At 24.0% G+C, this 26,109-nt stretch carries 34 protein-coding genes and 1 pseudogene; 28 read left to right on the top strand and 7 right to left on the bottom strand.

Going from position 1 to position 26,109, the window contains the following annotated elements; all coding sequences use genetic code 4:
- The first annotated feature begins 17 nt into the window (after nucleotides 1–17).
- From ACQH24_RS05525 to ACQH24_RS05510, 4 genes are all read left to right on the top strand, one after another.
- Nucleotides 18–1,196 carry a hypothetical protein gene (locus tag ACQH24_RS05525; protein WP_425379626.1) on the top strand — a complete coding sequence of 393 codons (1,179 nt, stop codon included), beginning with the start codon at nucleotides 18–20 and terminating at the stop codon, nucleotides 1,194–1,196.
- Nucleotides 1,142–2,170 carry a hypothetical protein gene (locus tag ACQH24_RS05520; RefSeq protein ID WP_425379625.1) on the top strand — a complete coding sequence of 343 codons (1,029 nt, stop codon included), beginning with the start codon at nucleotides 1,142–1,144 and terminating at the stop codon, nucleotides 2,168–2,170. The genes ACQH24_RS05525 and ACQH24_RS05520 overlap by 55 nt, the downstream gene beginning before the upstream one ends.
- Before the next feature lie 197 nt (nucleotides 2,171–2,367).
- Entirely contained in the window at nucleotides 2,368–2,919 is a 552-nt protein-coding gene (locus tag ACQH24_RS05515) for a hypothetical protein (protein ID WP_425379624.1), read from the top strand.
- A gap of 28 nt (nucleotides 2,920–2,947) precedes the next feature.
- Nucleotides 2,948–4,516, top strand: a complete 1,569-nt coding sequence (locus ACQH24_RS05510) for a PTS transporter subunit EIIC (RefSeq protein ID WP_425379623.1) — start codon at nucleotides 2,948–2,950, stop codon at nucleotides 4,514–4,516.
- 633 nt (nucleotides 4,517–5,149) lie between these two features.
- Here the strand turns inward: ACQH24_RS05510 and ACQH24_RS05505 are convergent.
- Together ACQH24_RS05505 and ACQH24_RS05500 are read right to left on the bottom strand one after the other, a co-directional pair.
- Nucleotides 5,150–5,620, bottom strand: a complete 471-nt coding sequence (locus ACQH24_RS05505; protein ID WP_425379622.1) for a lipoprotein — start codon at nucleotides 5,618–5,620, stop codon at nucleotides 5,150–5,152.
- 38 nt (nucleotides 5,621–5,658) lie between these two features.
- A pseudogene (locus ACQH24_RS05500) lies at nucleotides 5,659–6,570 on the bottom strand (SGNH/GDSL hydrolase family protein).
- A 1,306-nt stretch (nucleotides 6,571–7,876) separates the two neighbouring features.
- Between ACQH24_RS05500 and ACQH24_RS05495 the strand changes: the two are divergent.
- The 16 genes from ACQH24_RS05495 to ACQH24_RS05420 all read left to right on the top strand — a co-directional run bounded on the left by ACQH24_RS05495 (nucleotide 7,877) and on the right by ACQH24_RS05420 (nucleotide 17,270).
- Complete coding sequence (locus ACQH24_RS05495; protein WP_425379621.1) at nucleotides 7,877–8,269, top strand: hypothetical protein; 393 nt, start codon at nucleotides 7,877–7,879, stop codon at nucleotides 8,267–8,269.
- 211 nt (nucleotides 8,270–8,480) lie between these two features.
- The gene (locus tag ACQH24_RS05490) at nucleotides 8,481–9,422 is read left to right on the top strand and encodes a rolling circle replication-associated protein (protein ID WP_425379620.1); all 942 of its coding nucleotides are present in this window, start codon (nucleotides 8,481–8,483) and stop codon (nucleotides 9,420–9,422) included.
- 907 nt (nucleotides 9,423–10,329) lie between these two features.
- Complete coding sequence (locus ACQH24_RS05485; RefSeq protein ID WP_425379619.1) at nucleotides 10,330–11,262, top strand: rolling circle replication-associated protein; 933 nt, start codon at nucleotides 10,330–10,332, stop codon at nucleotides 11,260–11,262.
- Nucleotides 11,263–11,661: 399 nt separating this feature from the next.
- On the top strand, nucleotides 11,662–12,009 hold the full coding sequence (locus tag ACQH24_RS05480; RefSeq protein ID WP_425379618.1) for a hypothetical protein: 348 nt from the start codon (nucleotides 11,662–11,664) through the stop codon (nucleotides 12,007–12,009).
- A gap of 1 nt (nucleotide 12,010) precedes the next feature.
- Nucleotides 12,011–12,499 carry a rolling circle replication-associated protein gene (locus tag ACQH24_RS05475; protein WP_425379617.1) on the top strand — a complete coding sequence of 163 codons (489 nt, stop codon included), beginning with the start codon at nucleotides 12,011–12,013 and terminating at the stop codon, nucleotides 12,497–12,499.
- Nucleotides 12,500–12,712: 213 nt separating this feature from the next.
- Nucleotides 12,713–12,958: a hypothetical protein gene (locus ACQH24_RS05470; protein ID WP_425379616.1), complete on the top strand. Its 246-nt coding sequence runs from the start codon at nucleotides 12,713–12,715 to the stop codon at nucleotides 12,956–12,958.
- The gene (locus tag ACQH24_RS05465; RefSeq protein WP_425379615.1) at nucleotides 12,958–13,182 is read left to right on the top strand and encodes a hypothetical protein; all 225 of its coding nucleotides are present in this window, start codon (nucleotides 12,958–12,960) and stop codon (nucleotides 13,180–13,182) included. Before ACQH24_RS05470 ends, ACQH24_RS05465 begins: the two co-directional genes overlap by 1 nt.
- Nucleotides 13,183–13,371, top strand: coding sequence for a hypothetical protein (locus ACQH24_RS05460; RefSeq protein WP_425379614.1), 189 nt, complete (start codon nucleotides 13,183–13,185; stop codon nucleotides 13,369–13,371).
- Entirely contained in the window at nucleotides 13,371–13,553 is a 183-nt protein-coding gene (locus ACQH24_RS05455) for a hypothetical protein (protein WP_425379613.1), read from the top strand. Before ACQH24_RS05460 ends, ACQH24_RS05455 begins: the two co-directional genes overlap by 1 nt.
- A gap of 130 nt (nucleotides 13,554–13,683) precedes the next feature.
- Complete coding sequence (locus ACQH24_RS05450) at nucleotides 13,684–13,893, top strand: hypothetical protein (protein WP_425379612.1); 210 nt, start codon at nucleotides 13,684–13,686, stop codon at nucleotides 13,891–13,893.
- A 220-nt stretch (nucleotides 13,894–14,113) separates the two neighbouring features.
- Nucleotides 14,114–14,323 carry a DUF2649 family protein gene (locus ACQH24_RS05445; protein ID WP_425379611.1) on the top strand — a complete coding sequence of 70 codons (210 nt, stop codon included), beginning with the start codon at nucleotides 14,114–14,116 and terminating at the stop codon, nucleotides 14,321–14,323.
- Nucleotides 14,324–14,381: 58 nt separating this feature from the next.
- Nucleotides 14,382–15,335, top strand: coding sequence for a hypothetical protein (locus tag ACQH24_RS05440; RefSeq protein WP_425379610.1), 954 nt, complete (start codon nucleotides 14,382–14,384; stop codon nucleotides 15,333–15,335).
- On the top strand, nucleotides 15,328–15,621 hold the full coding sequence (locus tag ACQH24_RS05435) for a hypothetical protein (protein ID WP_425379609.1): 294 nt from the start codon (nucleotides 15,328–15,330) through the stop codon (nucleotides 15,619–15,621). Before ACQH24_RS05440 ends, ACQH24_RS05435 begins: the two co-directional genes overlap by 8 nt.
- Complete coding sequence (locus ACQH24_RS05430) at nucleotides 15,621–15,857, top strand: hypothetical protein (RefSeq protein WP_425379608.1); 237 nt, start codon at nucleotides 15,621–15,623, stop codon at nucleotides 15,855–15,857. The genes ACQH24_RS05435 and ACQH24_RS05430 overlap by 1 nt, the downstream gene beginning before the upstream one ends.
- A 13-nt stretch (nucleotides 15,858–15,870) precedes the next feature.
- The gene (locus ACQH24_RS05425; protein WP_425379607.1) at nucleotides 15,871–16,854 is read left to right on the top strand and encodes a DUF3688 domain-containing protein; all 984 of its coding nucleotides are present in this window, start codon (nucleotides 15,871–15,873) and stop codon (nucleotides 16,852–16,854) included.
- Nucleotides 16,855–16,865: 11 nt separating this feature from the next.
- Complete coding sequence (locus ACQH24_RS05420; RefSeq protein WP_425379606.1) at nucleotides 16,866–17,270, top strand: spiroplasma phage ORF1-like family protein; 405 nt, start codon at nucleotides 16,866–16,868, stop codon at nucleotides 17,268–17,270.
- 424 nt (nucleotides 17,271–17,694) lie between these two features.
- Here the strand turns inward: ACQH24_RS05420 and ACQH24_RS05415 are convergent, their stop codons facing one another.
- Both ACQH24_RS05415 and ACQH24_RS05410 read right to left on the bottom strand, forming a co-directional pair.
- Nucleotides 17,695–18,168 (bottom strand): hypothetical protein, encoded by a 474-nt coding sequence (locus ACQH24_RS05415; protein WP_425380688.1) that lies wholly within the window; start codon nucleotides 18,166–18,168, stop codon nucleotides 17,695–17,697.
- 51 nt (nucleotides 18,169–18,219) lie between these two features.
- The gene (locus tag ACQH24_RS05410) at nucleotides 18,220–18,654 is read right to left on the bottom strand and encodes a transposase (RefSeq protein WP_425379605.1); all 435 of its coding nucleotides are present in this window, start codon (nucleotides 18,652–18,654) and stop codon (nucleotides 18,220–18,222) included.
- Nucleotides 18,655–18,807: 153 nt separating this feature from the next.
- Between ACQH24_RS05410 and ACQH24_RS05405 the strand changes: the two genes are divergently transcribed.
- The 3 genes from ACQH24_RS05405 (at nucleotide 18,808) to ACQH24_RS05395 (ending at nucleotide 21,558) form a co-directional block, all read left to right on the top strand.
- Complete coding sequence (locus ACQH24_RS05405) at nucleotides 18,808–20,103, top strand: cryptochrome/photolyase family protein (RefSeq protein ID WP_425379604.1); 1,296 nt, start codon at nucleotides 18,808–18,810, stop codon at nucleotides 20,101–20,103.
- A gap of 463 nt (nucleotides 20,104–20,566) precedes the next feature.
- Nucleotides 20,567–20,761, top strand: a complete 195-nt coding sequence (locus ACQH24_RS05400) for a hypothetical protein (RefSeq protein ID WP_425379603.1) — start codon at nucleotides 20,567–20,569, stop codon at nucleotides 20,759–20,761.
- Between the two features lie 74 nt (nucleotides 20,762–20,835).
- Nucleotides 20,836–21,558, top strand: coding sequence for a lipoprotein (locus tag ACQH24_RS05395; RefSeq protein WP_425379602.1), 723 nt, complete (start codon nucleotides 20,836–20,838; stop codon nucleotides 21,556–21,558).
- Here the strand turns inward: ACQH24_RS05395 and ACQH24_RS05390 are convergent.
- From ACQH24_RS05390 to ACQH24_RS05380, 3 genes are read right to left on the bottom strand one after another with little or no spacing between them, the layout of a single operon-like run.
- Nucleotides 21,546–22,049: an IS3 family transposase gene (locus ACQH24_RS05390; RefSeq protein ID WP_425380699.1), complete on the bottom strand. Its 504-nt coding sequence runs from the start codon at nucleotides 22,047–22,049 to the stop codon at nucleotides 21,546–21,548. The two genes, ACQH24_RS05395 and ACQH24_RS05390, sit on opposite strands and share 13 nt — an antisense overlap.
- The gene (locus tag ACQH24_RS05385; RefSeq protein ID WP_425379601.1) at nucleotides 22,046–22,333 is read right to left on the bottom strand and encodes an IS3 family transposase; all 288 of its coding nucleotides are present in this window, start codon (nucleotides 22,331–22,333) and stop codon (nucleotides 22,046–22,048) included. Before ACQH24_RS05385 ends, ACQH24_RS05390 begins: the two co-directional genes overlap by 4 nt.
- A gap of 59 nt (nucleotides 22,334–22,392) precedes the next feature.
- Nucleotides 22,393–22,668, bottom strand: a complete 276-nt coding sequence (locus ACQH24_RS05380) for a transposase (RefSeq protein ID WP_425379600.1) — start codon at nucleotides 22,666–22,668, stop codon at nucleotides 22,393–22,395.
- 331 nt (nucleotides 22,669–22,999) lie between these two features.
- Between ACQH24_RS05380 and ACQH24_RS05375 the strand changes: the two genes are divergently transcribed.
- The 5 genes from ACQH24_RS05375 (at nucleotide 23,000) to ACQH24_RS05355 (ending at nucleotide 26,067) form a co-directional block, all read left to right on the top strand.
- Nucleotides 23,000–23,488, top strand: a complete 489-nt coding sequence (locus tag ACQH24_RS05375; protein ID WP_425379599.1) for a hypothetical protein — start codon at nucleotides 23,000–23,002, stop codon at nucleotides 23,486–23,488.
- A 325-nt stretch (nucleotides 23,489–23,813) separates the two neighbouring features.
- Nucleotides 23,814–23,969, top strand: coding sequence for a lipoprotein (locus ACQH24_RS05370; protein WP_425379598.1), 156 nt, complete (start codon nucleotides 23,814–23,816; stop codon nucleotides 23,967–23,969).
- Entirely contained in the window at nucleotides 23,959–24,999 is a 1,041-nt protein-coding gene (locus tag ACQH24_RS05365; RefSeq protein WP_425379597.1) for a hypothetical protein, read from the top strand. The genes ACQH24_RS05370 and ACQH24_RS05365 overlap by 11 nt, the downstream gene beginning before the upstream one ends.
- Nucleotides 25,000–25,186: 187 nt before the next feature.
- Nucleotides 25,187–25,450 (top strand): hypothetical protein, encoded by a 264-nt coding sequence (locus tag ACQH24_RS05360; protein ID WP_425379596.1) that lies wholly within the window; start codon nucleotides 25,187–25,189, stop codon nucleotides 25,448–25,450.
- A gap of 494 nt (nucleotides 25,451–25,944) precedes the next feature.
- The gene (locus ACQH24_RS05355) at nucleotides 25,945–26,067 is read left to right on the top strand and encodes a hypothetical protein (protein ID WP_425379595.1); all 123 of its coding nucleotides are present in this window, start codon (nucleotides 25,945–25,947) and stop codon (nucleotides 26,065–26,067) included.
- Nucleotides 26,068–26,109: the final 42 nt, after the last annotated feature.

The raw sequence follows: 26,109 nt of genomic DNA, 5'->3' as shown, positions 1-26,109 counted from the left end.
AAGGTTGTGAATTAAAAATGTTAAAGTTATTAGTGTTAGTAACGTCAATTGCGACAATTACCCCAACAGCTACTTCTAGTCTTTATTATGCAACTGCTGAGACAACAAATAATTATGCAATTAGTCGTGAAGTTCTGCGGAAAGATATTTTAGCCAACCGTATTTATGGTGGTAAAGTAAATTATAGTGAATATGATGGTCATACTTTTTATTCGGAAGAAGCATTAAATGAACATTTATTAAAAAATAATAAAGTAACTTCGGTCGTAACTTCTTCTAATCCAAATAAAATTATTAAAAATTATGAATATATGACATTAGATGACAAAAAAATTTATGATGCTGATTTAAATAATTTTCCTCAATTATATCGTGATGCTTTTGGGAATGTTGCTTATACTCAAGAAAAGGCGCTCCAAACTTATACAAATGAGGGTTTAGTAAAACCACAATATAGTTATGATGGTTTTTATTGATTTGATACTCCGGAAGAGGCTAAAATTAATGAAAAATATAAAATGCAGATTAATAAGTCCTTATATTATATTTATAATAACGAATATTATAATGCTTTTAATACACAAGACATTAATGCATTAATTTCCTTAATGGATGAAGGATATTATGCTAATTTAAATCAATCATTATTAGGAAAAACATTATTAAATCCAATTGTTCAAGTTGGAGATAGTAAATTAATTTATGTTTTATTAAAAAAAGATTTTCGGAAAGATTTTAATGGTGATTATTATAAAACTATTACTAAAACCGAAACAAAATATCGTTTAGCAATTTCACCAACGGGTTCAAACCGATTAACAGTTGAATACTATGATTATAAAACTGGCCGGCGCTTAAATAATAAGGATTATTATGCTGGTGATAGTACAACAATTGAATTAAAAGGGAATAATTTTAGCGGAGGAAATGCGTTAATTAGGTTTTTTAAAAACAATGCGTGAAACAGAAGAGCAGAAGGTAGTCTATCAATAAGCGGTCGATATTATAGAACTCGGGAATTTAGAGGAGTTTATAAGAATCAAGATGCTATAATTCTAATTAATTTAGTGCCAAAATGAAGTTATGCTTTTGGAAAATCTGACCCCCAAGTTTTGATGATTATGGGATTGTTGATGAATCAGTGGGGAAAATTAAGTTATATGCTAATCAAACAAAACGTGATGATCAGTTTTTAGATGTTACGGCTGAGAAAAAAGGTGTTTTTTCCAATGCAAATATTACAACAGAAGAAAAAAATCATTTCTATGATGAATGATATGATCATTATTTCAATGGAGTATTAACTAATTTTGGAGCAGATAGTAATCGACAAGTAAAATACCAAGATATTAAAGATAGTAATTATATTAAAAACATTAATTTCAATGGAACAAATGGGAAAGGCTTTATTTATAAAGATAAGTCTTATGATATTAATTATAATAAGGGTTATAGTCAGTCCTTAATTGGTAGTTATTTAAATTGACTTCCCGTGAAAGAAAAGTTATTACAAAACCCGATTGTTTATAACAATCAGCAGTATTACCAGTTGCGACCAGACTTCTTAGCCACTAAAGATCAGCTTGACCAATTCTTATTTTTAGAAGGTAATTTTAAAACAAAATTAATGTATTCTTATTCACCAGAACCCGATGTTTCTGATCGTGATGGGCGCATGTTAGCTGCGACATTGCAAGAAGCAAAAGAAAAAGAACTGATTAATAAAAATCGTACCTTGCGTAAGAAATATATCGCTTATGATGTTTTTGGTAATAAAGAAGTAACAACAAGTAGTGCAATAACAGCAATTCAACAGTTAACGAATAAAATTCAGTTAACATCAAAGTTTATTCATAAAAATGAAATTAAAACATGAGATCCGAATGTTAAACGATCATGGGATTTAACGATTTCTGATGGACGATATGTTGTTTATCGGATTGAAGACCCAAATCAAGCGGGCAAATTTATTTACTTTTCATCACAAGAGTTAGCCTTAGCAGCAGTTAAAACAGCTGCAAAAGTTAGTTCAGCTGTTAATAAGTTGGAAAAATCATTATACTTATATAGTTATACGATACAATCAGGTCAACTTATTCCCTTTGTTTTGTATGATAATGATATTGATAATGTTATTACAAAGATTTATAAATATGAACAATGAAGTTAATATGAGAGTATTATTTTGTGTTTATTAAATTTAGTAAAAAATAGTTATTTATCTAGTTTTTACTTTTTTTCTCAAACAAAATCTGCTAAAATTAACTTTATAGAATAGTGAATAACTATTTTTCGTATTAATTTGTATCAATCTTATAGTAATTATTAACAATATTAATTAAATATTAGAAAAGGAGTTCTTTAAATATGAAAAAAACATTTTTTACCATTTTAACAGCATCAACGTTGGGAACAACGTTAGCACCTACACTTAGTCAACACCAAGCAGCAAAGGCAATTTTAAATTGAGATATTGGGGTAATGTCGGGTAATGACACAATTATATATCCGAAATCTGGGATGAGATTTGTCACAAATAATGAAAAACCGTTAGTTTTTAACTTTTTAGATTATGCTAATACATGAGAAGCATTTGTTAGCCAGTATCCTTATTTTAAATTTATTAACTCAAGTATCGAAACTAGTTTAAAAGGGGATAATAAACATAATGATCTTGATAATGTTGCTTATAGTACCAGAAATTTTAATACTGGTAAATCAGGTTTAATGTATTATATAGCCAAAATTAAATCAACATTTATTGGAGATTACATTGAATTAGCAGTTGTTGGAATGTTATTAGACAATAGTATTAAATTCGGTGTAATGTACACTCTAAATATCACGCAGCAATATGCTAAGCCGTATCCATTTTATAATTCAATTGCTGGGTCAATCCAGTTTATGAGCGATAGGTAACCTTTACGGTAACAAACGTTAATTTTAAATGTTAAAAATTGATAAGTTATATCAAATTAAAAAAAATGGGAAGGTCTATCGTAATAATAAGGTAAAAATTAGAGATATATATGAACGCTTTATCAAAATTATTACAGTAATAATTATTTCATTGTTGTTAATCGTCTTAATTTATGGAATTGGTACCATTTTAAGTAATTATACTAAAGATCAAGTTTTAATTGCAATGGGGAGTGTTTTCATTAAAATTGGTAAAGCTGTTTTTGATAATCTGTCAATTATTTTTTGTCTTGTTACTGTTATTAGCATTACTAATAATGTCAAAGTTGTCGCAATTGCTGTTATCGGTTTTTTAATTTTTGCAGTAACCCAATTTGCTTTAATTCAATATGAGGTAAATCCGCAAGGAACATTACATGTTACTAGTATTTTATTTTTCTATAATGATGATAATTTATCATTATTTTTAGGAACAACGCTAGGAATTGTTACTTTAAATACTTCAATTCTAGGTGGTTTGATAGTTGGTCTAGTTTCATCGTACATTTACTATAAGTGTATTGATCTTCGAATGCCAAAATCACTGGGGTTATTAAATGGGGTTCCGTTCGTTAGTATCATTGTTGTCATTGCTAGTATGATGTTAGCAGTTGTCTTTTTATTATTATGAATTGCAATGGCAATTGGACTAAATAAAGTTTATTTTTGAATGTGGAATCAAAGTGCCCGCCAATTTTTAGGGGCATCTTTTGTATATGAATTTTTAAATACTTTGTTAGTACCTTTTGGTTTTAAAAATATTTCAGGAAACTTGTTTGTGCAAAGGAATATGCCAGTCTTATCACAACAAGAATTTATGGAGTTATTTAAACATATTTCATACATTTATGGTTGACAATATAATATTTTTACACAAAGTTGAAATAACGAAACTATTCAAGCAGTCTGAACATATTTACAACAACCACAGTTATTAGATACGAAACTATCTTTAATTGAATGAATGTCAAACCTACCATTTAACCGATTACCCCAAATTAATGGAATTGAAACCGGGTTATACAATTGATTTTTGTATAGTCAAAATTTTGGTAATTTATTTCAATTAAAACTACCCCCTAATTATGCGGTTGTCTTTGGTGCTTCGTTAGGTGTGAGTGTGGCAATTATTTTAACTAGTAAGAAAGAAAATCGGATCTCAACAGCTCTTTTAATGACCATTGTTTTTTTAGTAACACTACTAACAGGGAATATGGTAATCATTAACTTATTTATTCTTTTAGCATCACCATTACTATATTTCTTTGTTTATGCCCCAATTCAGGGGTTAAATGGTTTATTTATGTCATTGTTAAGGGTTCATATTTGAGTATCATTAACGGATGGATTAATTGATTTTATTTACAAAGGGATTTTACCAGGAGCAAAAGGGACACAATTCTTCTGAATTCCAATTTTTAGTCTTATTTGGTTTGTTGTGATTACACCAGTTTTTGTTAAAACAATTATTCATTTTGATTATCCAGTTGTTGGTCGCCGTGAAACAATTCTCCCCCGCATTACTCACAAGAATTATCATGACTTGTGGAATCATTAATAAAACTATATTCCATCACATAATTTAAATATTTATAAAGGAATTTTAAATATGACACAGAATTTAGTAAATTTTTCAACAATTTTTAAATATAATGGATTATCAAAACAAAAAATTATTATTATTCATAATAAAGTTTTTAAGTTTATTAAATTAGACTTAAAAACAACAAAAATTATTAATTGATGTAGAATATAACCTGAACTAACTGCCATTAATGAAGCTGTACGTTTTAGTCCGCTGTCATTTTATTGTAGAATATAATAGTTATTGTAAGTATTCGTATTTGAACAGATGCTCAAGGAACAATTACATATCATGTTAAAGACGATTATACAATGGCACCTTTTTCCATTAAAATTTAAAATATAAATGAAAATCGATATGTTATGTTTAAACATTTTAAAGAGAGAAATTATCCTTGAAGAAGAGAACCAGGTTATCATTTTAGAACACAAATTAGATTTTATAATGATAGTGTAAAATTAAAAATGTGAATATTATATGAATAGTTTGTTAAAGGTGGTAATTATAATTTAAGTAGATATTATATAAAAGGTGATTTTAGTGCAATTCCAGTAATAAGAAAGTGGACAATTAAATTAAGACAAAATAGGATTTTACTCCTATTTTTTATATTATAATATTACCATTATCATCAAGTTTAGGAACTGTTGGAATAGAATTATCATTTCAGTTATATAAACTTTTAAAATATTTATTTTCTTTTGCATCATCTTCTCATCTTTTAATTAGTACATTTCCTCAATCCTTTTGTTCAACTAACATTAATCCTGAATTATATCCTTGTTTAATACTATATTCAATAATATATTTATCATAAGTCCCAACATTGGTAATATTACTATTTTTAAAATTAAATAAATTAATTTTTCAATAATCTTCTGTTGATGTTCTTCAAATCACTGCAAAATATTTATTGTCAACTTTCTTAAACGGTTGATCAATTGGGAACATTTGATTTCAATAACCAACATCGTTTCTTTTTCCATCGTCTAAAATATCTATTTTACAACTTACTATTCCTAGTGTACTTGTTCCTATTAAACTAATTGCACTTAAAATATTTAATAATTTTTTCATTATTTATTTTCTCCATTATTTTTTTGAATATTATTTTATTAATTTCAGTTTTTCACTAATTGAATCATATCAACTCCAACCATTTTTTGAACTAAACTAGTGGGGTGAACTTCATCAAGAAAGAAAAAGTCATTCAATGTTTCTGGTTTGGCACCATTTATATATTCGGTTGTAATTTTTCCGGAAGTTAACAATGTTCTAAATATTGATTTAATTGCAGATTGAGTAGTATTTTTACCCTTCTTTTTAAATAAATCTTGATATTTCGAAAATGCTTTACTAAATTCATACTTTCTAATCGCATTGGGATAATCTACTTTAATTTTATTCAACATTTTGTTTCATTTTTCATTGTAATTTTGTGATCAAAGTGTTGCATTTTCTTGTTTATTTGTTTCATAATAGCGAGGAACTAATCCTAGATTTGGTTCATCTGTCACCACAATATGTCGGGCACCATCCGCTAACAATTTTCTTATAACTGTTTCCTCCGAATTAATAGCCGTATTTATTATTGCCAATGATTTTTCCGTTTTACTTTCTTCAATTGCTGCTAATAAATCATTACTTCCCGCTTCTAGAATAATTAAATCATCAGTTTGAATTTTATGGTGTGATTCCAAAGCTCTTAATTGATTTGGGACACTAAGACGATTATTTACAAAATATCCATATTATGAATCATTGTCGCCAATTTGCATGCCACCAACTGCATAATTGTTCCCAACTTGTTCATAATGACATGACTCAAAGTAAGTACTAAATTTCCAACTGGGCACTAAATTAAAATTTAATTCTTTTGCTAAGTATTCTACTGCAACTGGACCATTAGAAAATGATCGATTTTTATAATATGGCCCGTCCATTAAAATTTTATTCAAATGTGGTAATAAATAATTATTTTTTACAAAATCAGTTCCAGCACCAACAAGCCCTCCTGTATCTGACAAACTATCCCCTAAAATGTATATTTGATGAAATTTAATATTATTTTCCTTTAAAACGAAACTATAATTGCCTGAAATCGGGAAAATAGGTAATAAAAATAATAATTTTTTCATTTTCATTCCTCCTACAATGTTTGCTGATATTTTATTAATTAATAAAATAATTCAACTTAATATAATTGTATTTTCTTTATTATGTATTGTAATTTTTTACTATATATTTTTTAACACTATTTCTTGTTCCAAAAAATGCAATTACGAAATGCTATTACTTTCAAAATTATTTATGATTTTATTTTGTTTCATGTACATCATTTAAAATTTGGTAACTATTGTGTTCTTGTCAGGCATAGTTATTTAGTTGTTTTTTAATTCAATTTGCTAGTGTTAAAGTAGGGGAAATTTAGGGAATTTTGTAGTTGTCTTGATAATATTTTCGTAGACCGTCGAATAGTTTTTTAAATCGTTCGGTGCTTGTTTTATTACTACATAATTTTACAGGGTACCATAACATTATTATAAGGATGTCAAATACTTATTTATATATTTTTATACGTATTAGTATAACTATATGTCAAAATTAAGGACTTATTAATATTTTTTATATCTTTTACCGATGCAAATAACTTTCAGGGTGGCACAGAAGGCATTTTAAAGTATGTTATTATAAGCCCCTATAAAATAAGGAGTTTATAATACTATAAAAAATAGTTTTCATTTGTTAATAAATTGTTATAATAACATTAGTATAGATAAAATATTTTTTTAATTAACTAACACAACTCAACATAGAAAAAACCCAATAAACATAAGGGTTTAAAAAAACAGACCCCCATAGAATAAGGGTTTTAGAGCAGTAATTTCCGACATTTTAAATTAATATTTATGAATATATATTGTAAAATATACATTCCAACTTGTTTTTTTTTTTTTTTTTGTTTTAATTAATATTGTAAGACTAGTAGTAGAACCCTAGTTTTACATTTTTTTTGTTAATTTTTGTTGACATTTGTTTTTTAATAATTTAGTATTAAATTATCTTAGTTCTATAAGTGATTGGGATTAAGTATTTAATTGCTATTAGCAATTTGGTTCTACAGATATTTATATATAATCACTTTTTTATATAGTTTGGAAACAGATTGTTAAAATATAATATTTATTTATTGCTATTAGCAACGACAACTTAATATTTAAAAGGTTTCTAAAGGTTAAGGAATATCTTTTAAGATTTGAAATTTAAAAAAAATGTTAAAGTTATTAATAGTAGTAGAACCCTATTTTTTTATTAGATTAAATAGGAGTAGTTATGATTTTAGTTTTAGATAATGGCGAAAAATATAAAGTAAATAGTAAAGATAAAAAATTGCAAATATTAGATATTTTTTATAGTTCTGTTGTTGAAAATTGAGATACTTATGCTGTAATGTCAGAACAACAATTTTTTTTATTAAAAGATTTAGCAATTTATTATAATTTAAAAAATAAAGATGTTTTTATTAAATTGTTAAATGATTTTGATTTAGATGTTAGTTTGGAACAAGTTGAAAGTTTAAAAAATAAGATTACTTATAATAAAAAATATATTGTTCGTACATTTAATATTAACCGTGATTTGTATAAAAAAATGCTGCTAATTAGAGATATGTTTAATCTTAAAAGAGTATCGCATGTATGAAATATTTTGTTAGATTTTTATTAATAATTTTATATTAAAAATTATAAGATTATGTTATTATATTAGTATAAAAGTATTGACAGATAATACGATGTATTAGTGGTTTCCGACACTATAAAAAGTATATAAATATATACATAAATGGAAAATAAGTATTCAAAGACTAAGTCTTAACTATTTAAGATTAAATCTATCTGTCAGAATTAATTTTATTTAGTTAGGAGTTAGTCTTTTTATGTTTAAAGATAGTAATGTTTTTGTTTATGATAATTTAAAAAATAATAGTCATAATATATTTATGAATAAATTAAATTATGCTAAAAAAGAATATTATCTTAAAAAAGTCTTTTATGGTAATTATGTAAAAAATATTGTATTACCGCTAGATGTAATTAATAATATCCCTCGTAATAAAGATGGTATTAAAAATACAGGGAAAAATGATAAAAAGTTATTAAATAGCCGTATTAGAACACAAGGAAATTGTATTCGCAAAGCATATCATAATTTTTCAAACTCTAAAAATTTAAGTTTTCTAACTTTAACTTATGCTGTTAATGAAACAGATGTTAAAAAGTGTAAATATGATTTAATGAAATTTTTTCAAAATATTAATCGTTGATGAAATAACCCAATTCGAGCAAAAAATCATAAAGGAATTTTAAAATATATGTATACTTATGAATATCAAAAACGGGGAGCAGTTCATTTTCACATCATATTAAATCAAAAAATACCAAATAGTACTGTGCAACAATACTGAAAACACGGTATTAATAAAAATATTAAAGTTCGTAGTGGAACAAACGAAGATGTTGTTAAATATCTTGCAAAATATATTGTTAAAACTGCTAATAATGATAAATCACAAAATCATTATGATTTAAACATTAAAGCTTATCAATTTAGTAGTAATTGTAAAAACCCAAAAGTAAAAGTTGGAGTTGTTGAGTTAGATACATTAGATTTAATTATGTCTTCTGATGAAACACTTAATTATTTTAGTTTTGGGAATAAACAAGGAATTCGTGTTGGTTTCAGTTGTGATAGTTATTATGGTTTAGATAAATTTAGAGAATTTAAAAAATATGTTTCACACGAAAGTAAAATGTGAAGACATCAAAATAATAAAATGATTGAAAATTATACAAATAAATTTAAAAATTTAAGGTGTTAAAAAAAGTTTTTTCATTCAATTTTGAAATTGAATAAATATTTTTTGTAATTTAATAAAATTTTTTTCATAATTAGTTTATTATGATTTTTTGTTTTTTAAATGTTATAATTTTAATGTACTTGCCAAGGTACAATTTCAGTTTTTGGAGTTTATAAGAAATTGCAAAAGTAATTAAAACATAGGCTACATTCAGTAATCTATGTTTTTTTGTTTTTATAAAGTCTTTTAAGGTGTAAATTAGATATTAAAAGTAAGCGGTCATATAAAAAGTAAATATTTACATAAATAAATATATATAAACGGGCAAACTCATACCGGCACGGAGGCATTTATGCCGTGCCGTGTGTGTTGTTTGCGGGGGAATGTCGCGTAGCGACAGGGGGCGAAGCCCCTTACTTGATTAACTAACTCAACTCAACATCAAAAAAAGCCAACAAATATAACAACTTTTAAAATAGCAACCCCATAAAATAAAGGTTTTTAAGCAGTGTTTTCCGACATTTTGAATTTTAATTAACTAACTCAACTCAACATCAAAAAAAGCCAACAAATATAACAACTTTTAAAATAGCAACCCCATAAAATAAAGGTTTTTAAGCAGTGTTTTCCGACATTTTGAATTTTATTAACTAACACAACTCAACATCAAAAAAACCCAATAAACACAAGGGGTTAAAAAAACAACCCCCAATAAAATAAGGGTTTTAGAGCAGTATTTTCCGACATTTTGAATTTTAAAAAATACAATAAATTTAATTGTAAAATTACAATTTATGTATTACAATAAAAATAACTTTTAAATATAAACACTTAATTATATTGAAAGTTTCAAACTATTTATAGTTTCCTTCACCGGAACTTTTATTAATGTAATTTAGTGTTTTTTTATTTGAAAGGAGTTTATAAAATGAATAATGTTTTTATTCAAGATAATTTAAAGATTAATAGTCATAATATATTTATGAATAAATTAAATTATGCTAAAAAAGAATATTATTTAAAAAAAGTATTTTATGGTAATTATGTTAAAAATATTGTATTACCGCTAGATGTAATTAATAATATCCCTCGTAATAAATATGGTATTAAAAATACAGGGAAAAATGATAAAAAGTTATTAAATAGCCGTATTAGAACACAAGGAAATTGTATTCGCAAAGCATATCATAATTTTTCAAACTCTAAAAATTTAAGTTTTCTAACTTTAACTTATGCTGTTAATGAAACAGATGTTAAAAAGTGTAAATATGATTTAATGAAATTTTTTCAAAATATTAATCGTTGATGAAATAACCCAATTCGAGCAAAAAATCATAAAGGAATTTTAAAATATATGTATACTTATGAATATCAAAAACGGGGAGCAGTTCATTTTCACATCATATTAAATCAAAAAATACCAAATAGTACTGTGCAACAATACTGAAAACACGGTATTAATAAAAATATTAAAGTTCGTAGTGGAACAAACGAAGATGTTGTTAAATATCTTGCAAAATATATTGTTAAAACTGCTAATAATGATAAGTCACAAAATCATTATGATTTAAACATTAAAGCGTATCAATTTAGTCGTAATTGTAAAAACCCAAAAGTAAAAGTTGGAGTTGTTGAGTTAGATACATTAGATTTAATTATGTCATCTGATGAAACACTTAATTATTTTAGTTTTGGTAATAAACAAGGTATTCGTGTTGGTTTCAGCTGTGACAGTTATTTTGGTTTAGATAAATTTAGAGAATTTAAAAAATATGTTTCACACGAAAGTAAAATGTGAAGACATCAAAATAATAAAATAATTAATAATTATACAAATAAATTTAAAAATTTAAGATGTTAAAAATAAAAAAATGAGTAAAAAACTCATTAAAAAAGTGGTAATTGCCTTCACCAACAATCACCACAAATTAATTAAAACAAAAAAAAAAAAAAAAACAAGATGGGGATGTATATTTTACAATATTTTTATTTTTTGTGTTGAAAATTTGACAATTTTAATTTTTATTGTATTATTAAATTAACTTAAACATTTGATTATGTTTGAGTTTCAAATCTTAAAAGGTTTCCTTCACCGGAACTTAAATATAACTAAATGTTTTTTTATGATTTTTTATAAATTTATTCAAATAAAAAACACTAATTTTGTATCAATAATTTTAATCATTTTTTATATTTAAGTTTCAATTTTTTAAGAAATCTTTTAAGAAACTATATAGTTTTTTAAAAGGAGATTTCAAATATGAAATATTTAGTAATGTTAACAAAGGTTAACAAAAATAGAATTATTAAAAATACCAAAACAGGTAAAGAAGACAATTATGATGTCTTAAAATTTCAACCAATAGAAAAAAACGAGAATGGAGAATATGAAAGTTCAAATTTATTGCCAATGGATAAATGATTTAAACAAGATGATGAAAATTATAAACAAATAAAATCTTTGTGTAATTTTGGTACTTGATTTTATGTTGGTATTAATTGATATGGAAAAATTGGAATTGTTGAACCATATACAGAAAATTATAACGAGCAAGAATTTATTAATAAATACTTTAATACTTCAGTAATTTCAGAAAGTAATAGTTAATATGATTAATAAAACGAAAAAAAATTGTTATCGTTCACAGAAAAATTGTATTCAAAAAGCAAATTATAATTTTAGTGAATGTAATAATTTAACATTTATTACTCTTACTTTTAAAGAAAATATTACTGATATTAGAGAAGCAAATAAATATTTTAAAAAATGAATTCAAAAATTACAGTATTATTATGGTAGTGATTTTAAATATCTTCGTATTTATGATTATCAAAAATGCGGAGCGATTCATTTTAATATTATTTTAAATAAACAAATACCTACTAGTGTTTTACAAAAACATTGAAAATATGGAATTATTAAAAATTTAGTAGTAAATAATGAAAATAAAACTATTAATGAATTTGTTTTTATTTATATTACAGAACGATTAATCAAAGCAGAAACCAAAAAAGTTTATGATTTATATATTAGAGCCTATGAATTTAGCCGTAATTGTCAAAATCCCCAAGTGAAAGTTAATGCTAATTATGAATAAAAAACAATTATGTTTTAATTGCATTAACGATAAATTTTGGGAAAATGGTGCGACTGTATGCTGAAATTGTTTTCAATTTAAGGGTGCTAACAATGGATAAAAAATGTATTGTTTGCAAACTTGATACTATTTGGAAACAAGGTTCTAATTATTGCTGATATTGTGTTAATAATAATCAAATTTTAATTAATCAATATTATTCAAGGTTAAATAATGAAAAGAATTAAAGAAATTTTAAAAGAATTAAAATCAAAAGAATACAACATTTTATTAGATGAATTAGAAGAGTTATTTGTTGAGTTAGAAAAAAATCAATTATTTAAAGAAGATTTTATACTTTACACTTTTGGGTGTGATAAGTGTAATTTAACTTACAGCTGTAAAAATAAATGTAAATTATTTTGAGCTTTAAAAGATAATTCAGATTATGACAAATTACCTAGTAAGGAGGATAAATAATGAAAAAACAAACTAAGTTATATAAACAACGATTAAAATATTTAGTTAATGTTATATATCAATGTTTACCTACTAAAATACCATTATTTATTTTAAAAAAAGCAATTAAATTGTATCTTATTCATAAAGTTATTGATATTGGTATTATGGAAGAACGACATTTTAAGTTATTAGTAGAACAAGTTAAAAATGATATGTTAAATATAGAAGGTGGTGGTTGTTAAATGGCAGATATTTATTTAGCTTTATTTATAGTTATTTTGTTTAGTGATTTAACTATTTTATTACTTGACCATTTTCTTTTTACAAGGAGAACTAGTAAATTAAAATTAGAAAATGCAGAATTACAAAATAAGATAAATTATTTATTAATTAAAAAATTGGAATTAGAAAAAAAGGAGGATGATAATTAATGACTGTATTTGCAACAATTATTTTAGTAATTACAATGTTAATGCTATTAGTTTTTTTAACAATCAATGTAATATTCAAATTTAAAAATAAATATTTAATTTGTCCGCATTGTTCTAAAAAAGTAGAATTTAAGGAGTGAGGAAAAAGAAAAATTAAAAAAGCAGATAAATCTGTTGAATAAGTTAATATCAATCAAATACCTTGGCAAGTATAAAAATTGATTTTAGTTTTTAATGTTAATTACTAAAATTAAGGTTAGAAATTGCCAAGGTTTTATTATGAATTATTAGTATTTAAGGAGTGAGTTTTATATGAATGTAAATTTATTTGAAGATAACCCTGATGCAAGTGTTATTAAGCAGATAGCAGATTTTGCTGGTATTCTTGCTGATTGGGCGATTGCTTTTACAAACTGATTTATTAGTTTTTTAGGATCACATATGTTATTAATTATTCCATTAGTTTTAATGTTTGTTGTTTTGGGAATTGAAACAATCAGAAAATTAATTCACGGATACTAATATTTGTGATAAATTCTAACCTTAATTTTAGTAATTAACATTTATGAAAGGAATGTAAGAAAATGTAAAGTGTATGAGATTTATATTATCAATTTATGAATATAATGTTTGGTGTTAATCATCCTATTATTTTAGATGTTGTTATATTTGTTGTATTTTTGATACTGGTTTTTGGTATGTTGTTTTTAATTTTAAGTTGCATTTTTAGGTGGATAAAATAATGGATTGAAATATTTTTTTGCAACGAGTATATCAAGGACTTTTGCAGATTTTTTATTTTATTCCTAAAGCTGAAATTAATAACTTTGTTGGTAGTTCTATTGATGATATTACTTATTCAGTGATAATGATAGGTGTTTGATTGGTAGTATTTTTCTTAATTTGATTATCAATATTTATTTTATATAAAACTATAAGTTTGGTGGTGTAGTTATGTTTAAAAATTATTTTAATTTGTTTAGAAGGCAAAAAAATATTAAAGTTTCTTATTGATATGTAAGCTGATTTATGGTAAATATTTTTTTTATCTTTTTATTGTTTGTTTCAATTTACAATTTGTATATTTTAGTTCTACCTCAGTTTTGGATATTATTCTTTTTATTTTTTTAGTAATTTTTGATATTATTTTTTTCTGACGTTTATTTAGTAATTTTTTTCAGACAAGAAAATTAGTTAAAATTGTTAAAGGTAGTCCAATTTCAATTATTAATGGTGCTTTGGGTACTGGTAAAACTTTATTAATGACTTATTTATCTCAAATTGCTAAATTTGATAATGTTTATTCTAATTATTTTATTAATGATGAAAAAATAGGAGTTTTAGGTTTAAATCATTTAGACTTTAAAAATAAAAATTATAAGATACCTCCAAATGATAGTTTGGTTTTATTCGATGAAATTTTTTTATATATGAATGGTGCTAGACCTGATGAGAATAATAAAAAATTTAGCGGTTTAATTCCTTATTTTTTATTATGTAGACAGTTTGATAATAATATTATTTTTGCTGGTCAGAGAATTAATCAAAATTGAATTGAATATAGGGAAATTACTAATATGATTATTGTTCCTATGCAATGTATTAAACCTAGTATATTTTTTCCGTATTTTAAAATGAAAATAGGTTTTTTTGATGATATAGACGATTATTTAGTTTGAAAAACTGAAACAGTTAAACGAACTGCAAACGGTAAAAGAGTTCGCAAAAAATCTAATAAAGATTTAGGAATTAATTTTGTTAAAATAACAATTCCTTTATCTATTGCAAGTCAGTATGATAGTAAATATTTAAAATTTGTGCGTGATTTAAAAAATGATAAAGTACCAAGTTATATTAAGCAAAATTGACCTAGTATTGTTAAAAAAGATATTACTATTAATGAATTGCGAGAGATGGGTATGGAACATTTATTAAAAAATTTGGGGGAATTAGATAATGATTAATTTACTTGCTAATGATGTATGAAATGGTGCTATTAATGTTGTAGTTGATATTTTTATGAAAATTATGGATTGAATGTGAGCATTAAAATTGCCTGGTACAGATATTCCTTTGTTTGTTTTATGAGTAATTGGTGGTGTTATAAATGTAATTTTTTTATTAGTTAATAGTTCTCGTGGTTTAAGTTCAGTTTCTCGTTCTTCTTTACAAGCAAGTAAAAAAATATCTAATGGAGTTAAAAATATTAGCAATAATTCTAAAAGTAGTAGTAAGGATAATGATAAATAATGGTAAAGTTGATATTTTTCTTTGTTATTGGTTTAACTGTTGGTTTTGGTTTTATTGCTAATATTGTAATGGCAACAGATTTGGGTTTTGCTACTGTTAAATATTATTTAGAGTCTGTTAATGATTTTTATAAATTAGTGGCACAGTTATTTATTATTGCAACACACCCTATTTTTCAGTTATATATGGCGTTTGGAATTATTATTATGGGTATTAGAATTATTTTTATTGTTTAAGGAGGTTAAAATAATGCAAAAACGATTATTAGATATATTTTTTATTTTTTATTTAATGTTTGGCTGATTATTTCTTTTTTGTGGTACTATAACTACAAATTATTTTAATAATGTTTATAAATTTGACTTAAAAAATAATGATAATTTTACTGATTTGACTTATGCAAAAGCAAATGAATATGATTTTCAATCTTCTTTGATGTTACGACAAGATTATTTTATGCAAGGTTTAGATCCTAGTAATTATGCATTTAGTTTTGGTATTGATTTGGGAAAATGAGAAGGTGAAAGTGTTGACAAAAACGATAGTAATTATTGATTTAATGAATTTAAAATTAATTATAGGAGCTATGAAATTACTTGAAATTCACAGGATATTTCTAAGAGTTGACAAGGAAAATTAATTTTAGATAGTGATAATACTGGGCGATTTTTAAAAATTTCTGTTTATAAAAATGATATAAAATATGATTTTATTTTTAATATTGATATAATTCAATATTTATTTTTTCCTATTGTTGCTAATCAAAGTTATAGACATTTTGATTTGAATTATTTAATTTTTAACTCTAATTATAAAAATTTAATTAATAATGATATTATTAAAAGCTTTAATTCTCAATATTTTATTAATGATATTAAGCAGGATACTTTTTCTTTACAAAGTTTTTTTCAACTTTTAGATTATTTTTATTCTAATGTTTTGAGAGTTATATTTGATATTTCTAATTTTAAAGAATTTATTTATTTTAATTCTTCTGGTTCTAATACTGGTTTTGTTTTTTTTGTAAAAAATGGTTTTTTATTATATCCAAAATCAATGCTTTTTAATATTTTACGATTTCCTGATTCATTAGAAACTTATTTAAACCCAAGAGTTAATTTGTATAATGCTTATAATATAAATGTTAACCAAAATTATTATTCTTTTTTTCAAATTGACAATATCAAACTGACATATTACCTTCTAATAATGATTTGTATACTCAATGAATAAAGTTTTTAGATATGACAGATAACTCAAAGTATCAAGGTTTTAATTTAATTACTTTTAATACTACTAATATTGCAAGTAGTTCTATTTCAATTAATGGTTTTAATTTTAGTCTTTATAATTCTAGTGATTGAAACAATGAGATTAATGGTGGTGATATTTGGAATATACCTTATAAAAATTGTAGTTGGTATAATGTTGCTTGTCACGTTGAGAATGCAGGTATTTGATTAGTTAACAATTTGCCTGGTATGAAAGATGTTTATAATTTTGTTCTTGGTATAGTACATGTATTTGGTAATGTAACAGATTTATTTAATAATATTGGTAATTTGTTTGCTTTTGATATTACATTTAAGATTATGTTAAGTTCTATTTTGGTGTTAGCAATGGTTAATGGTCTATTACGATATTTTTAGTATATAATATTGTTATTAAAACTAGTAAGGTGGTGCGTGGATAAACCACCACACCACCTTACTAGTGGGTGAATGTTGCGTAGCGACAGGGGGCAACGCCCCTTACTTGATTTTTAAAAATGATTAAAATTACTTTTATAAATTTAACAAAGCTTTAATTTGTATATTGTAATTAGTAGTTACTTAACTATAGAAATTATCAATAATACATAATTAATTTATTATTTATTATCTATTTTCATCAAGTTTTGTTTACAATATTAATATTGTATTTGATAGTAAATAGATTAAATTAACTAAAACAAGGAGTTTAATATCTTTTTGCTTTAATTTTGTCGAAAACTCTTGATGAAATAAAAAAAATCATCAATATGACAATTTGAAAACTAATTTTGTGTAAGATTATGATTTTGCTTTAAATTTTTTAAACGTTAAAATATAATACCGTTGATTGTTGTTTTGGTGTTAAACCTTTATGTTGGTATTTTCATTTTCATAGATTTAAATAATTTTGAATATTAGTGAAACCCAAACCATGATAATGAATTAAGGCTTCTTTAAGACTCGATTGTAATTTACTAATCTTATTTAACTTTCGATAACTAGTATCAGGGTTTGTACTAGTTTTGGTAGAATATAGAGTAGAATTTGTTTGTTTTGCTACTAATAAATATAATGGTTGCATGTCAGAAATAATTATTGATTTTTCTTTAATTAATTGCTTATTCATATTTTCAATAATTCATTGTTTTTGTAATCGTTTGGTATTGGTGGATTGAACAAAAATATTATTATTGCTATCAACTACCATTTGAATACAGCATTTGGTATTAGTTGAAAATGGATCAAGATGAGTTTTTCGTTTATCAAATTTATCTTTAAAATTACCTTTATGGATTTCTTTAATAAAAGTTTCATCAATTTGGATTTGACCATTTAATTTTTTAAATTATAATTGAGTATTTTCTAATTGTTTTGATTGCATTAATTTTTGACGATTATATCAAGCAGTTTTTGGTGTTGTTTTAATAAAACGGGAAATTATTTTACTAGATTGTCCTAATAATGAAATTTGAATTAATAAATTTCACTGTTCATAATTTAAATGACTTCAATAAGTAAAATGATGACGAAAAGCATCAAAACTAGCACGACATTTTTTACATAAATATTTTTGTTTTCCTTCGGGATTATGACCATTTTTAACACAATGATAAGATTTACAATCAGGACATATAATGCCTTTATCTCTAAATTTTTGATCAATTTCATTTAAACGTTTTTGTTTTTTGATTACTTCTGCTTCTTTTTTTATTTTTTCAGCAAATTCTAAAAATTGATCATCTGTAAAACTGTTTTTTAATTCTGTAATTATTTTTTCCATCAATTATTTACCTCTATATATTAAAAATATACCTAAAATTAGATATATTCTATAAATATCAAGAGTTTTCGACAAAATTAAAGTCTTTTTGTATAGAGTAATTGCTCTTTTATAGTATAATAATAAAAAATAATTAGAAAGTAGTTGTTACCAATGAACATTTTTATCTTTCATCGAGATTTTAGAATTGAAGATAATTTTGGTCTTGCGCAATTAGCAAAGGAAGAAGATAAGATTTATTTACTATTTATTTTTACAAAAGAACAAGTAAAAGATAATAATTATTTTTCCCCGCGTAGTTTTGAAGCAATGGTTCATTGTTTAAAACAGTTAAATAAAAAGGTATATGTTAATTTTCTAAAAAGTGAAAGTGAACAACAGGGAATTAAATTTTTGCTAGATCAGGGGTATAAAATTAATAAGATATATACTAATCGGGATTATACTCCGTTTGCTATTGATCGAGGCAGAAAAATGCGTGAATTGTCTAAAACACATAATTTTATTTATCGGGAATTTGATGATTATTTATTGGCAGTACCAGGGATTATAAAAACTAGTCAGAATTCATATTACATTGTTTTTACGCCATTCTGGAATAAATTAAAGTTAAATTTTAGCAAAAATCCTATTACTACTTATAAGGTAAAAGATTTTTCTCCGCAACAATTAAAAAATATTGATATTTTATTGGATATTGCAAATATTAGATCTAGTGATTTTAATTTGCCGTTAGAGTTTGAAAAAGTAAAAACAGCAATATTTCGGCTAGATCAAAAATATCACCAGAATCGTGATTTTGTTGGTTTAGAGCATAATACAGCGAAAATTAGTACGGCTTTAAAATTTGGGGTTATATCAATTCGTCAATGTTATCTGTGAAGTATTAAAAAATTTGGAATTTTTGATAACGCTTTGGCGCGTCAATTGGCATGACGAGATTTTTATTACCAAGTAACATATAATGCTCAATTGCATCAACAATGACATTTTAGTGAAAATTGAAATAAAAAATTAGCGATTAACTGAACAAATAATCCAGAATGATTTCAAAAATGAAAAGACGGTGAAACGGGGTTTGATTTTATTGATGCTGGAATGAAAGAATTGAAAGAAACAGGATTATTACATAATCGAGCAAGAATGGTATGTGCTTCTTTTTTAGTTAAGAATTTGCAAATAGATTGACGGCAAGGAGAACAATATTTTGCTCAGCAATTAATAGATTATGATCCAATTATAAATCAATGTTCTTGACAATGGGTAGCAGGGACAGGTTTTGATGCCCAACCATTTTTTCGGATTTTTAATCCGGAGTTACAACAACAAAAATATGATCCAAAATTAATTTATTGTAACAAATTCTTAAAGGATCGTCCGACAATTAACAAAATTGTGGATTATAAGACTTCAACAAAAAAAGCTTTAGAAATTTATAAAGTTAAATAAATTATTTTAAAACTATTGTATTAATTAAGGCAGAAGGATTATAAAGATAATAAAAAATAGGGGATTTGATGAATTAGTTTAAACAAAAATGGAGTTGCTTGAAGGGTAACTTCTTTTTATTTATTATTTTAGTAAATTCCCGTTTCCAATGTGTATAATCTTTTTGCTGATTATATGCATATTCAATTTCAAAAGATATTATTAATGAAATTACAGAAAATAATTTAAAAATAATTATACCATCACAAGAAATTAGAAAAAACAAGTATTTAATGTTTGGTAAATAACTGCCATTCTAATTGTTAAATTTAAAAAAAGAAGGAAATCAATATTTTAATGATATTTTATTATTGGTGGTGAAATCCCAATAAAAGGTGTAATATAAACATGGCAGAAAGAAAAAGTATTTTTTCACAAAGTAAGATAGGAGTAATAGGAAAAGATGTAATTAACAGTTTATAAAATGAAGATAATTATTTTGAGACAGTATAAAAATAAAAAAACATTAAAAATCAATAAAGGTGGAAAAAAGTATATTATTTTAACTTTATTGCCTGATAAATATGAAAAATTTAAACGGATTGTTTTGGAAAATAAATTATCCATATTACTGTTATTTGAGCAATTAATCAGCTATAAATTTAAAGAAAAGAAATAAAATAGAAATTTTAGCGAATGAAAATTTAAAATATAATTTAGTTATATTTTAAAAATATTAAAGGGGAAATAACTATGAAAAAACTATTAAGCTTATTAACAGCATTTAGTTTAACAGCAGTGGGAGCAAGCAATGTTATTGCTTGCAATAAAAATCATACAGATAACGGTCCATCAGCAAGCACGGACATTCAAAATTTAAATAAAATTGCTGCCATTGCAAAAGAAGATTTTGATAAATTCTTATTTAAAAAAGATATTTTAGGAGATAGTTCTGATTTATCAAAAACATATCAATGAGTTAATAAAGATAATCCTAGTTTGACTTTGAAAAGTGAAAATAAAGATCAAAAATATGTTATTGATTATTTTTTGAATATTTTTCAAAATATTTTTGATAACACAAACCAAAAAATTATTGATGAGTATCCAAATTATTATTTAGATTCTGTTCCATTAAGTTTTGATAAATCTGATGTTACAATTAAAATCAATTTTATTGATTTAGCGGAAATAGATAAAAAATTAGATTTAAAAATTAATAACATTGATAAAGTTAAAGCGGTTAGAGTTGATTTTGATTTTAAATACAATGTTAATTTCAAAACTTTAACATCTCCAGAAGAATATGATAGAAATTTTAATATGACAAATAATTTTGATATATTTGAAAAATTAAATGATGGTACATTAAATTATTTTCAAGATAAATTAATAAATTGATTAGATACTATTAAAAAAATTAATTTAAATGAATGGAATGGCAAGGGTTTTTTGGACAAATTTTATGTAGAGTAATAATTTCTGTATTGTACTGGTGTTAAATAATTTAGTTTGCTATGAATTCGAATATTATTGTACCAATTAATGTAATCAAATAATTTTAATTTAAACTGCTCAATGTTTTTAAATTTATTATTTTTAATAAATTCAGTTTTAAAAATTTTGTATGTTGATTCCGCAACAGCATTGTCATAAGGACAACCTGGTTTACTGTAAGACTTTTGAATGTTATTTTTAGTTAAAAAGTTATAAATAAGATTGTTGTTAAATTCACTACCTTGATCAGTGTGAAATATTTTAATATCATTTAATGTAAAGTTAAGTTTATTAAAGGTATTTTTAACTAATTTTGCATTTTTGTGTAAACTAACATCATAACTAATAATTTCACGATTAAATAAATCAATTAGAAAGCAAACATAATATCATTTATTATTAATAAAAACATATGTTAAATCACTGACAACAACTTCATGTAGTTTATAATTATTAAATTCTTGATTTAATAAATTATTATATTTATATGTAACATTGCTTGTATTTGAATGTTTGTATTTGAATGTTTGTATTTGATTTTTGTATAATTTGAAATTAAGTTATATTTTCTCATTATTTTACTAATCTTTACACGAGATAATATAATATTTTGCTGAGCTAGCATGATTTTAATTTTTCTTGTTCCATAATTTTTACGACTTTTTAGAAAAATACTGATAACAGCATTATCAATGTTTTGATTATTCTTGGGATTATTTGCTTTTAATTGATAGTAATATGTTGATCTAGCCAATTTCAATGTTTTACATAAATTAATAATTGGATATTTTGCTTTGTTATTTTTAATGATTGCTATTTTTTGCCGATTATCAGTGTTGCTTGCTTTAAAATGTCATTTTCCATTTCTAATTGTTTAACTTTTTTACGTAATTGAATTAATTGGTTTTCTTCTGGCGTTCTATTGTCTTTAGCTTTAAATGAGTCCGAGTTACTAAATTGGTGAGCTCATTTCCAAACAGTAGATTTACCAATTTGGTAATCATTGGCTAATTGTTCAGGAGTTTGACCCATTTTGTAAAGACCAACAATTTGTTGCTTAAATTCATCGGTATAATGATTCTTTGCCATAATTACACCTCCATTGTAATTTAATTATAAATATTTACTCTACATTATTGTTGTCCAATTTATCTTAACCTATCCAAACACTTCATTTATTAATACAACAAGTACCTTATTTAAGGATATTTATGATAAAGGATTTTATTATAATACAAAAGATATTGCCGAAAAAAGTGAATTAACAAAATGAGGTGGGAATAATCCAAATAGTGCCAAAGTTACAGATTTTATTAAACAATATAAAGAACAAATAGTTTCAAATTTAAATAAATTACAAGACAATTCTTTAAATTTAGCTACCTTTAATTTGAAACTAAATTATATTAATATTTATGGAATGACATTAAATGGTGTTATTAAAAATAGTGAAAAAGTTGTTTTTGAAACAAATGTTACTTTATTGGAAAATGATTTGGATAAAAAATTAACTAATTTTGGTAATTTAATTATTGCTTTTTTAAAATTTTATAATGTATCTTTCGAAAAGCACTATATTTTTGAAGTAAATCAAACAGCTTTTGATGAAATAGTAAGCGAAGGAATGAACAATTATTCCGTTCCAAAAACTTTATTTAAAATATTTAAAAATTCTGATATAGCAAAAAAAATGCCAGATATTGATTTATTTGAATTCATATGTAGTACTCTTGGGTGGGGAGAAAAGAAATTTGTCTATAATGGTGATAATTATTTGGTATATCATGCCGGTGGAATAGATGGCACATTTTTATTTGGAAATATAGATACTAATTTTAAACAATCGTCATTATGATATATGCCATTTTATTGATTTAGTGACAATAAATATGAAATTAAAAAAATATAATTTTAATATTAATTATTAAAAATAAATTGAGCAATTCTTTTTAAACTTCTTTAAAATTGTTAATTGCTCTTTTTGTTTTTTATAACTGTAGTAAAAGAAATTAAAGCAGTTTAATCTTTTATACATAATCATAAAATATTCATTTTGCTATTTGAAATTATATTGTTAAAAACATTTTTAATAATATTTGAGACAATAATATTTATTGGTACTAAAAACAATCCTATGAAGAGATTACCGGGGATGGGATAAGATATAAATTGCTATTAATAATGAATTATTATATAATTTATTTATATTTTTAAAAATATCAAAGGTGAAAACAATGAAAAAACTACTAAGTATCTTAGGAACTATTATTTTGACTGGAACAGCAACTACTTCAATTATTAGTTGTAAAGCTAAAAATGTTGATGTCATTGATTATGATAACAATAATTTACAAACTGATATGGTAACTATGTTTAATATTGTTACTTAAAGTAAGTAACAATATTAACCAATATGGTAATTCAGCAAACTTAAGGGATTCAAAATTACAACCTCAATTTGATTCTTTTTATGATGAAGCTACAGCAGAAAACTTAAAAATAGAGATTTCTGATTCAATTGAAAAATATAAAGATGGAATTGTTATTATTACAAATGGTTTTAAATCAATTTTTGACAATATTAATCTTAAAATTAAAAATGAATATTCAAATTTCTTTCCAAATAGTGAACCCTTAACTTGGGAAAAAGATAGAGATAAGTTTTTTTTAAATTATGTTAACTTAGACGAAATTAAAAAAATAACATCAGACGATATTACCAATGTTAAGGCAGTTCAATTAGAATATAGTTTTGTTTTAAAATTATCGTATAAGAATTTAGAACAAGATATCCCTTTTACGCTTTCTTTTTTGATTTCTAATGATCCCAAAAAAATTGATAATTTATTAAAAGGTGTAATCCAAAAGATTAGTCAAATCCTAAATAACTTTTTTAAAAATTATACAAGTGTCATTGTAGATAAAAATTCTGATTTCCGTTCAATTTATAATAATTTTCAAGTTAATTATACTCGTGATTCAACGCAGTTAGAAAATATTTTTGTTAGAAATTTAACAAATGCTATTAGAGATGACACTAAAATTGAAAATAATGTCAAGCAAGGAATTGTTTTTGACAGCAATGGAAATAATAGACTAATAAAAATTGTGGCGGCAGCAATTACCGCTGAGAATTCTGGTCAAATTGTTAGAACCCTTGATTTAGGTAATTATCAGCCAGCACTGTGGGCCGGTGAATGTATCAATCCACCTGGTTTAACAGCTGAGAATTTTGTTAAAGATTATAAAGCTAATTTGCCAGTTTTTAATGTTGATCAAGAAAATATGATTTTAGCAAAATTAAATATTAATTTAAATTATATTAGTATTTATGGTTTAAGATTATCAGGAAATTTAACAAGTGAAAATAAGATTTTTGAAAGTAATATTTTAATTAGTAGAGAGGGGGGGGCTAGATAAAAAATTACTTAATTTTGGAAAAATTATTGTTGCTTTTCATCAGTTTTACCAAGTTGATATTCGTAAAAGAAAAGGGGAAAATAAATGGAAAATTGCAATTGATAATTCAAGTATTTTTCATGTCAAAGATCTTTTCTCAGATTTATATGAAAATATTAATAGTAAAAGCACTATTATAAAAAAATTATTGGATAATTTTAAAAATAATCCTGATTCAAGATGGCTGCCCGATATTGATTTATTTAGCATTCATAATTTAATTAATGATACTAAAGCTAGTACACACAATTATGTGAAAGATAAAATTATTATGAGTGTGGATGGCGGATCATTTTGTTTAGCATTTTCATTTGGAGAAACAAGATGAGATTCAATTTTCTATTGAGCATATGGAGCAAATGATGGTATAGCTAATAAACCATGGAATGCTTGATTTTTAATTGATAAATAATTTATTTGTCAAAATATTTTATTTGTGGTGTAGGAAATTATAGTACATATAAAATTTTCTATTTTTTACTAATATATTTAATTTAGCATTTATTATCTTATTTAATTCTGTTAAATATAAGATTAAGAAAAGAAGTACACCAAGTATATATTTGGTTTTTTTCTGGACAAAGTATCAAAAATTATGATGACTTATTAGTTATAAAAATTATTTTAAAATTCTATTTAGTTAGAAAATTATAGAAACTTAATTTTGTAGATATTTAACTAAATAGTATAAGAATTTTGGAATCAAAAAATGGGATTTTTTGCAAAAAGATAGGCTTAAATTTTTATTATGATTTGATTAACTTTTGTGATTGTATTTATTAATATTTTTGTTATAATCACGGTAGTATAAAAATTAACATTTAACTATCAAAATAATATCAAATCTAACTTTATATAGTAATTATAGTTTTATTTTTTAAATAAATAGAAAATAGGGTGATACTAGTGACAAGAAATAAAAAACCAACCGGTTTAGTTGGGGGCCAGTATTTAGTTTCAATGATTTTTTGAATTATTTTTACTGCAATTATTATTACATTTTTAGTTTTATTTATTAATGAGCGTTAACGAGTTAATAATGAAAATAATGTTTCACAAGTTTTAGCAGAC

This window comes from Spiroplasma endosymbiont of Stenodema calcarata (assembly GCF_964031205.1).
Taxonomy (GTDB): Bacteria; Bacillota_I; Bacilli_A; order Mycoplasmatales; family Mycoplasmataceae; genus Spiroplasma.
This window is presented reverse-complemented; position numbering and strand designations above follow the sequence as displayed.